We start from the raw sequence: 8,345 nt of genomic DNA, 5'->3' as shown, positions 1-8,345 counted from the left end.
TACCAATCTGGATACTTCTCCTTTGCTTCAGCCAGGGGCATACTGCTCTTTCTCAAAATCCCCTGCAACTTCTGCCGTTCCCCGTTCGATGCCGGTATGTACTCCAAGAGATCGTCCAGCTCCACCCGATCACCGAGCCGGTAGGCCGTCACAGGATAGCCCTTGCCCAGCTTTGACCAGGAGCCGACCACCCGGAACCCCTGCATAAGCCCTTGCATCTGCGGCTGCTTAATGGAGGACGTAAACCTGTTCCAAATCTGCCGGGTGAGGGAATACTTCAACTCCTTCAGATAATGCTGGTTCTGCGGGTACATAGGAACCGGCTCAGATAGGATATAATACAAGTGCAACCCCGTCCCGCTGTTCACTACAAAGCTGGCCTTGGGCAAAATATCTTTGTTCATCTGATGCAGCACATCCCGAAGCTGTGGCATCCCCACCCCGTCCAGGTCAAAGGCCAAAGCATAAAGAAACCGGGCCATCTTGCCAGACCTCTTTCTTCCATAATAAGAAATAGGGGCCATAATGGTAAAGTCCGTATCGATCAACTCGTCCAGCGTCTCCAGATCGTCCGTAATAATATACCGCTTCGCCTTACCGTCCCCCTCAATCTCCAGAGCAATCCCATTAACAGAGCCACCCTTACCAGGTAGAGAAACAGCGATCCCGTTAGGCCGACCGTCCTCATAATGCCCTTTCCGCTCAAAAGACCCCTCCGGGAAAATCTCTCGATAAAATTCGTAAGGCGTGACCTGTTCTAAAAACTGCTCCAAATGGGCATTCTTCTCCATATACAACGCCTGGTACTCCGCAACTGTACCGCCAAACGCAACTGGCACATCGACACCTCCTCAAACAATAAACTATATAATACAAATAATGTAAATAATATACACACCATATATAAAAAGAAAAAGAAGCAAAAAGAAAAAAATCCGCTGCGGCGGGGACGGGGGAGCCGCCCTACGGGCGGCAAGGGGGGAAAGGGGGAGCCAAAGAGCGGCCCCTTCGGGGCCTTAAAGAGAAAGTCACCTCCCCCTTTCCCCCCTCGCTCCGGCTGTGGGAATATGGAAAACCCTCCGGGTTTACCACATTCCCACAGCCTCCGCACACCCCCCTTTTCCCCTCCGACTTTCTCCCTTTCCGAGAGAGAAAAAGAGTAACGTTTTTTAGGCTTAGGGGGGCGTTTATTATCAATATATTTTTTCCCTATTTTTTGCTATTATTATAGCCTGTCCTGCCTGGCTTTTCAAGCCCTCTGGACAGGCTATTTTAGCAGACCCTCATATCCTTTGGAACCACATCCAGGGGCTTTGTATGGAGACAGACAACCTCCCAATAGCCCGCTCTAAAATTCGCCCGAAATTTCGGCTTCAGCATAATATTGAACCGCTCAGGCTCTGCACACCATTCCCGATCTTCGATCATGCTACCATACCCTTTGCCGTAATACCCATTGATCCCCAGCCTATCAATCAGCCGGTATCCATCTTCATCCTTCCGAAGCAGCTCCTCCAGGATTTGCTTGCGAATCTGCGCCTCCGGAAAATCCACCACATACGGACTTTGTATCACCGTCTCCCAGAGCAACACCCTTTTCACACGTCTATTCCCGTTTTTGAATTGGTGTTCTTTTTCTCCGGAGAACACAACCAGGTAACCCGTATGTTCCTTCTTAGGCTTTAGTTTTCTGTCAGCGTTTGCCCTTTCCTTGGCAATCCGCAGCAAATTGGCGTTCAGCGCCCGCTGATGGGCGCTCTCAGCCCTTTCAGCAGCCAGGTCGGCCTCCATAGCCTCCACCTTCTTCTGGGCCTCAGCAGCGGCTTGTTGGGCCGTATACTGGGCTCCTCGTCTTGCGTCGTTTATCGCCCTCTCAGCCTCATATTTTGTACTACTGACTTCTCGCTCTGCCTTTGCCTTCTCACTATAAATCTGGTCATACTCTTTCTTGGTCATAATCACATGAGTACATTCCGGATCAGACTGACCACCAGGAACATCCTTATACCCGCCGAGAGTTCCCAGCTTGACATATCTTGCCATGACGTCCCCTCCTCTCACAAACCTCGGATGTAATTGTCGGCCACAACGCTGATCCGGTTATGGCCCAGAGCCTTACTACACACCAGCATGGCAGCCTTGTCCAGTTTCTTCCCGGCCTCGTCCTTCCGACAGGCATAGACCTCGCTCTGATACCGCCGCCCGGTGCCTTTATTTACTCTGTCATAGGGGATATCCAGGATATCCCTGGCATGGGCCTTGTAGATCGCCGTGGCATACTCGGCCCGGTAGGAATGGATATCCGCACTCTTATGAACGTGCTGCCACACCTTTTCCTCTGCCGGTGTCTCCTTCATCCTGGTCACGATCTGTTCCACGTTCTTCCCGATGATGGGGCTTACCCGTTCCCGGCCACCTTTGCCCTGGCGGACAAACGTGAAATACTCCCCCGGAAACATCCTGGTATCCTTCAGCATATCCAGCCGCTTCGATTCCTGGGCCGTCCGTTTGTCAATGGGGATTGCTTCGATCCTGGCGATCCCGGCCTCGATCTGCGCCCTGGTCACCAGGTCTTTCCCCTTCAGGGCCTCCAGCTCACTTCGCCGCAGCCCTGTCCCCCGGCAAAACTTAATCAGCTCGTCATTGTTCGTCTTGGAGAAGTGACGATCCCGCACCCGGTCGCCGCGGCTCCGCTTAATGTCCTGGCGGTTCCTCTTGGGCGGCTTAAAATAATTATCATCGTCCGGAGCAATCCCGTACAACTTCCCGAGGGCTTTCGCCTCAAGCTGGACAGTCCAGGCAGACAAGCCTTGGTCAACCCGTGTCTGAAGCCACTCGTTGGCGTACTTCTTTGCGCTTTTCAGCGTGGTACACTCTGGATGGGTCTTTTTGATATACTTGATAAAATATTTTGTGTGTTTCCAATACCCCTTGTAGGTGCTGATGGAGAAAATCTTATCTCTGTCCGTCCCAGCAGCCACCGCAGCCTTCTTACTCTCGCCAAAGGCCAGCATACCCGTGAGCCGGTCATAGGCTTGCTGGTGAAGGTCTTTTGAATATGATTTGTTTCTCCGCCCCATCTCGGCCCCTTTCCTCGGTATGTAGAATAATATTTATCTATAAATATAGATTTATATTTTTGCAGATAAATATAAAACTACATTTCTATAATTCTTGTTTTCTATAACTCGTTAAAGCCAAGCCGCCTCCTGCCAGCTCCCATCGGAGACTCGACAATCGGCAAAGTACACTTTTTAACGTCTTATGTGTGACGGGTTTGGGAAAGCTCCCTACACTTTTTATCTTGCTTATGTGTGCAGCCCTATTTATTAAACGTCTACGGCAGTTAGGGTTCTGTCGGCTCCTCGATCCGAGGGGAGCAGCTCTCCGGTCAGCTTATACAGTGCAACCGGCCACGTTCAGAGGGTGGGTAGGGACACGATACGTTTTACTTACCTGAGCTTTCAAAAGGATTACTCACATCAGGGTCAATGGTACGCTTTCCATTTCACAAAGGTTACTACGGCAAGCCCACGTACCACATAGGTGTATCAAACCTAAACGGCTTCTGATTAGCAAACTGCTAAACCCCCAGCCAGGAGGCGGGACGCTCTGGGCCTAATTAGCTGTTTATCCTCGCCCAGACGAGCAGCGGGGGAGAGACGCCACATCGGGATCGACCGGCAACGGCCCCCGTAAAAGCCGCTATCGGAGGGTCGTCTAACCTCCCACTGTCAGTATAGCATAAGTTTCCGGGGCAGTCAAGATATTCCTAAAAATACAGTCATAGCGGTTTACCCATTCATTATATAAACGGGTAAACCGCTATTTTTATAGGGAAAGACACTTGAGCATCTTTCCCTATAAGCTCTTTACTATTGCTTCTACCTTATCTTCTCATTAGATTTACTTCCGAATACAAAAAATTCAAAGCATTCTCATCCTCAATAAACCCATTATATATACGTCCATTTATCACAATACTTGGCAACGTAATCGTTGATACTTCATGTCCAAAATTTAGCTCAATCTCTACAATTGGCCCAGCCTGTGGTGTAGTGCTTGGCGTTTCTATTACATTGCCACTCCATTCCCATTTGATCCTTCTAAACATATCTGTAAGGGCTTCTATTTCGAATTTATCTGAAAAAACAGGATTTCCTAACTCTGAATCCCATATCGTAACTGAATCAGGTTCGCTAGATAACAATTGTCCCATAAGCAAGGCTGTAATATCCTGCTCATACCCCTCGCTTACCTCCTGCACAGTCCTCTCCACTATAACTTGGACATGACCATATCCTAAGATTGCTACCAATAAACCAAGTATTGCAAACAACCCAACCCAATCCAGTACATTATGAAACTTATCTCTCATGGAATTCTATCACCACAAGTACATAATTCCTTTACTATAGACTGGCACTTCATCACAACAAACATAAACTCCATTATTTCCATAAGAATCATTTACAATATAGTATGTTGTGTTTGCAGTTTCTTGATAACCATATATAAAAACAGCGTGTACTCCCTTCTGCGTTGAAACCAATTCTGTTGGGATCGTAATTAGCACTGGACGTTGATTTCCAATTTGCTTTTTTACATTATTTGCTGAAGATTCACCTATGCCTACCTGTATATTCCCAACATCGCTTCGTTGCAAATATGTACATAAGCCCAAATAAAGTACGCCCCCATATTCAAAATCATATGCCGCTTGTTCCCAGGTTAATCCACATGCGCCACAAACATATTCGTTGTTATGTAAGTATGAGCACAATCCGTTAATTGAGGAGATATTCCCTGCGTATACATCTTTTCCCTTATAGTCTTTAAGCCATTGTAAAGCGTTTGAAATCGCCGTTATAACACAATACTTGTAAGGTTTTTCACTTGTAATGAAGGGTTTTATAGGAGCTCCTATATATGCCGGACTGCTAGCTGTATTCACATAAGGCATACTATAATCTATAATATCATTAACAGTATTATCCGTATCACTAATATACAATTGATCCACAGGTGCAAGATCACTAATTTCAATTACATCGCCAGAAATTACATTTTGATATCCACCAGATACCTTTTTATATATTTCTAGCGGCCCCATATAATAATAGTGTTCTTTTAAATCGGACAGTGGTTCACAATTAGAAGAATACTCAATAACATGTCCATCTTCACCATCAACAATAATATATCCGTATGGTTGTAAAGTGTAATAAACAGCAACGATCTCCTCTGACAAATCATACAAATATACCGTTTTTTCTATACTACCTTGTTCAACTACTCCATTCAAAAAAGCTTCTGCATTTTGATAGATGGCCTCACTTCTATCCTGCGCCAACTCTTCCTCTACCTTCATTGCTCCGCTGCATGTAATACTACATGTTAAGCAGGAAATCATTGTTACTACAGATATTATTCTTTTTACAGTATTTTTCATATTATATTTTCCTCCCTTACGTTAGTATAGCAATTTTTAGTATATCACTTATTCATCCTATTTTCAAGCATCTTCATCATAGTGGTAAAACATCTATAAATATTTTTGAAGTCCCTTTCTCATAATCTCATTGACCACCTCCGTCAGCTTCTTGTCCTCTTCCAAACCCATCTTTCGTAAAGCCTTATCCAAATCACGGTCTATGAAATAAGACCTCTGTACCCGGTCTTTGTTCTTCCCTCCAACCGCTATCGGCCGACTGGCGGCCCCCGGCTCCGGTGCTGGCTGACGATCCGCACCGACAATAGACTTGAACGCTGCCTCCTGGTCAAACTTCGCTTTCCCTGCCATCACGCTTCTACTCCTTTCAGAAATTCCTCAATGAACGTCCGGTAGTCCTCGGCCACGGTGGACTTCCCCGCATAGTCAAATATATCGGCTTTGTTGGCCTGGGCCTCCTCCACCACTACACCCGCCCGGATGTAGGTCTGATAGATCGGCGCCGATATGTACTCACTCAGCTGCTCCGTCAGCTCCTTGATCTGCCGGCTGATATTCGCCCTGGGATTGAACCTGGTAAACAGGATGCCCCGTATCTTCACGCCAGGATTACAATACTTCTGGACGCTGCTCACTGTCTCGTTCAACTGGGAAATCCCCGCCGTGGCAAAAATTCCCGCCGTGGTCGGTATCAGGATATCAGTTGCACAGGTAAAGGCATTCACCGTCAGCACACCCAACGAGGGCGGCGTATCGATCACGATGAAGTCATACTCCCCGGCCACAGCAGAAACGGCCTCCTTCAGCCGGTGTTCCTTCCCGGTCTGGGAAAGCTCCTGCTCCGCCCCGGCCAGCATGATATTCGCCGGAACCACATCATAGCCGCCCTTCATGTGCTGGATGGCCTCCCGGATATCGACCCCCCGCTTCATCACCTCATAGGCCGTCAGCACGTTGTAGTTCTCCGCACCACAGGCCGTTGAGAAATTCCCCTGGGGGTCAAGGTCGATGCCCAGCACCCGATACTTCCGCTCTGCCAGTCCCGCAGCCAATGCTTGGGCCGTGGTGGTCTTGCCCACGCCGCCCTTTTGATTTGCCACCGCTACAATCACATTTTTCACGCTCCTTTTCTATAAAACTACAAAAATATTTTTCTGTATTTCTATATTGCTATTTTACTATAATTATATAAATCTATCAATACAGAAAGCAAGAAAACCACAAAAATATTTTTCTGTATTTCTATATTTATAGATTTATATGAAAGTATATCCCCGGCCACATACATGGCCGGGGATTCTTTTACACCTTCACAAACAACCCAATCGGGCAGACGTCCTCAAAGCCAGGCGTGGAGATGTACCAGCAGCCGGGGCCGGTCGGCTCCCAGCTCACCTCCAGGGTAATGTCGTGCCACCCATCCGGGAACAGGGCGGTGAACCCCTCCCCGGCATGGACACCACGGCCCTCCAGGAGCAGCCGAGGGTGCGGATCGGCGTCTGCCGGGTCTGGTAGCTGAAGCTGAGCAATCCTATCATCAAACATACTTATCATTCCTTTCTCAATGATTTTTCAATCATAATGGCCCCGACAAGAAACAATATAGATAATTCCATCCTGCTCATAGTAAACAATCCGATCAGTATCATCAATCCGCCTGCTCCACCATCCGCTAAGATTATGTTTCAACGGCTCCGGCTTCCCAATCCCGTCAAAGGGACTTCTACGAATGTCCTTAATAAGCAGATTGACCCGCTTCAGTATTTTCCTATCCTGCGTCTGCCAGTAAAGGTAATCCTCCCACGCATCATCTTCCCACACCAGACGCATCAATCGGCCTCCTCTATCAAGTCATGCTCCGCAAAATGCGCCTTTCCTTCATCAATCTCCCTCTTTTTCTGTTCCAGATAGCGAATATTACTTTCAGAGTAAAACGGATCAGCAGAAACCTCAAAAGGAATACGGCACTCTCTGCCGACCTTCTTCGCAAAAATTGTAAACGCAGCACTCATGGAAAGTCCCAACTCAGAGCAAGCCCACTCCATCCTCTTTTTCACATCTGCATCCAACTTAAAATTCACATTCACAGGCTGAGCCATATACAACACTCCTTTCACATCCATAGTATACGCCAAAGTAAAGAAAAAATCAAGAATTTTTCTTTATATAATTGTGGTGCTAAATCAGCCTGGCTCATCCTTGGCCAGAGCCACCGTCAGCCATATAGCCATCCTCAAACCGCATCGGTATGGGTGGACTATCCCACCACTTCCGAATAGTCTTAGGATCAAGGCCAGTGTCCCGGTGACAATCGGCCTTGCGTCCCCCTGGGTGCTGTTGCCGCCACTCCCAAACCAAGTTCTGCGCCGATGGGCGTCCATTTCCCTCTCTCCAATCCTTTTTACCCTGCTGCCTTGTCCTAATATCCCTAATAGCCCTCGCCACTTCAAGATGATCTGCTTGCTTATGCCAATTCCTCTTATTGACCGGCATAGTCATCCCGGAAAGCCTTGCTATATCATCCCTGGGAAACGTCACATAGTCCTCATTGAACATCGAGAGAGCAGCCTCTATATCCTCCCTGGTGAAGCGGTTGACCTCCTCAATGCTCATTTCATCATAAGGCAGAAGGAGAGAATAGGCGTCCTGTCGTAGTTCATCCTCCTCAATACCACACTTCTTGGCGTAGATTGCCAAGGTCATCACTCCATGATAGCGGTGGCCCACCCGGATCTCATCCCGAATGCGGCGCAGCCACCAATCATAGAGATCTCTTTTCACCGTCCAGCGGCCCCGCCGCTCCCCTCTCACTATCCGCCGTTCATACCAATCTGGATACTTCTCCTTTGCTTCAGCCAGGGGCATACTGCTCTTTCTCAAAATCCCCTGCAAC

General features: G+C 47.8%; 9 protein-coding genes and 2 pseudogenes. All 11 read right to left on the bottom strand.

Going from position 1 to position 8,345, the window contains the following annotated elements; genetic code table 11:
* A pseudogene (locus VV088_RS22670) lies at positions 1-839 on the bottom strand (hypothetical protein); the annotation flags it as partial.
* A 433-nt stretch (positions 840-1,272) separates the two neighbouring features.
* Complete coding sequence (locus tag VV088_RS22665; protein ID WP_334602889.1) at positions 1,273-2,043, bottom strand: hypothetical protein; 771 nt, start codon at positions 2,041-2,043, stop codon at positions 1,273-1,275.
* Positions 2,044-2,057: 14 nt separating this feature from the next.
* Positions 2,058-3,080, bottom strand: coding sequence for a hypothetical protein (locus VV088_RS22660; protein WP_334602888.1), 1,023 nt, complete (start codon positions 3,078-3,080; stop codon positions 2,058-2,060).
* Positions 3,081-3,889: 809 nt separating this feature from the next.
* Positions 3,890-4,378, bottom strand: coding sequence for a hypothetical protein (locus tag VV088_RS22655; protein WP_288149161.1), 489 nt, complete (start codon positions 4,376-4,378; stop codon positions 3,890-3,892).
* A gap of 9 nt (positions 4,379-4,387) precedes the next feature.
* Positions 4,388-5,452, bottom strand: a complete 1,065-nt coding sequence (locus VV088_RS22650; protein WP_334602886.1) for a hypothetical protein — start codon at positions 5,450-5,452, stop codon at positions 4,388-4,390.
* A 93-nt stretch (positions 5,453-5,545) separates the two neighbouring features.
* Positions 5,546-5,803 (bottom strand): hypothetical protein, encoded by a 258-nt coding sequence (locus tag VV088_RS22645; RefSeq protein WP_334602885.1) that lies wholly within the window; start codon positions 5,801-5,803, stop codon positions 5,546-5,548.
* Positions 5,803-6,573 carry a ParA family protein gene (locus tag VV088_RS22640; RefSeq protein ID WP_334602883.1) on the bottom strand — a complete coding sequence of 257 codons (771 nt, stop codon included), beginning with the start codon at positions 6,571-6,573 and terminating at the stop codon, positions 5,803-5,805. The genes VV088_RS22645 and VV088_RS22640 overlap by 1 nt, the downstream gene beginning before the upstream one ends.
* A gap of 181 nt (positions 6,574-6,754) precedes the next feature.
* Positions 6,755-6,997: a hypothetical protein gene (locus VV088_RS22635; protein WP_334602882.1), complete on the bottom strand. Its 243-nt coding sequence runs from the start codon at positions 6,995-6,997 to the stop codon at positions 6,755-6,757.
* A 27-nt stretch (positions 6,998-7,024) separates the two neighbouring features.
* Positions 7,025-7,282 carry a Txe/YoeB family addiction module toxin gene (locus VV088_RS22630; RefSeq protein WP_334602881.1) on the bottom strand — a complete coding sequence of 86 codons (258 nt, stop codon included), beginning with the start codon at positions 7,280-7,282 and terminating at the stop codon, positions 7,025-7,027.
* Entirely contained in the window at positions 7,282-7,551 is a 270-nt protein-coding gene (locus VV088_RS22625) for a type II toxin-antitoxin system RelB/DinJ family antitoxin (protein ID WP_279053490.1), read from the bottom strand. The genes VV088_RS22630 and VV088_RS22625 overlap by 1 nt, the downstream gene beginning before the upstream one ends.
* 94 nt (positions 7,552-7,645) lie before the next feature.
* Positions 7,646-8,345 (bottom strand): annotated as a pseudogene (locus VV088_RS22620) (hypothetical protein); the annotation flags it as partial.

The organism is Lawsonibacter sp. JLR.KK007 (genome assembly GCF_036941135.1).
Taxonomy (GTDB): Bacteria; Bacillota; Clostridia; order Oscillospirales; family Oscillospiraceae; genus Lawsonibacter.
This window is presented reverse-complemented; position numbering and strand designations above follow the sequence as displayed.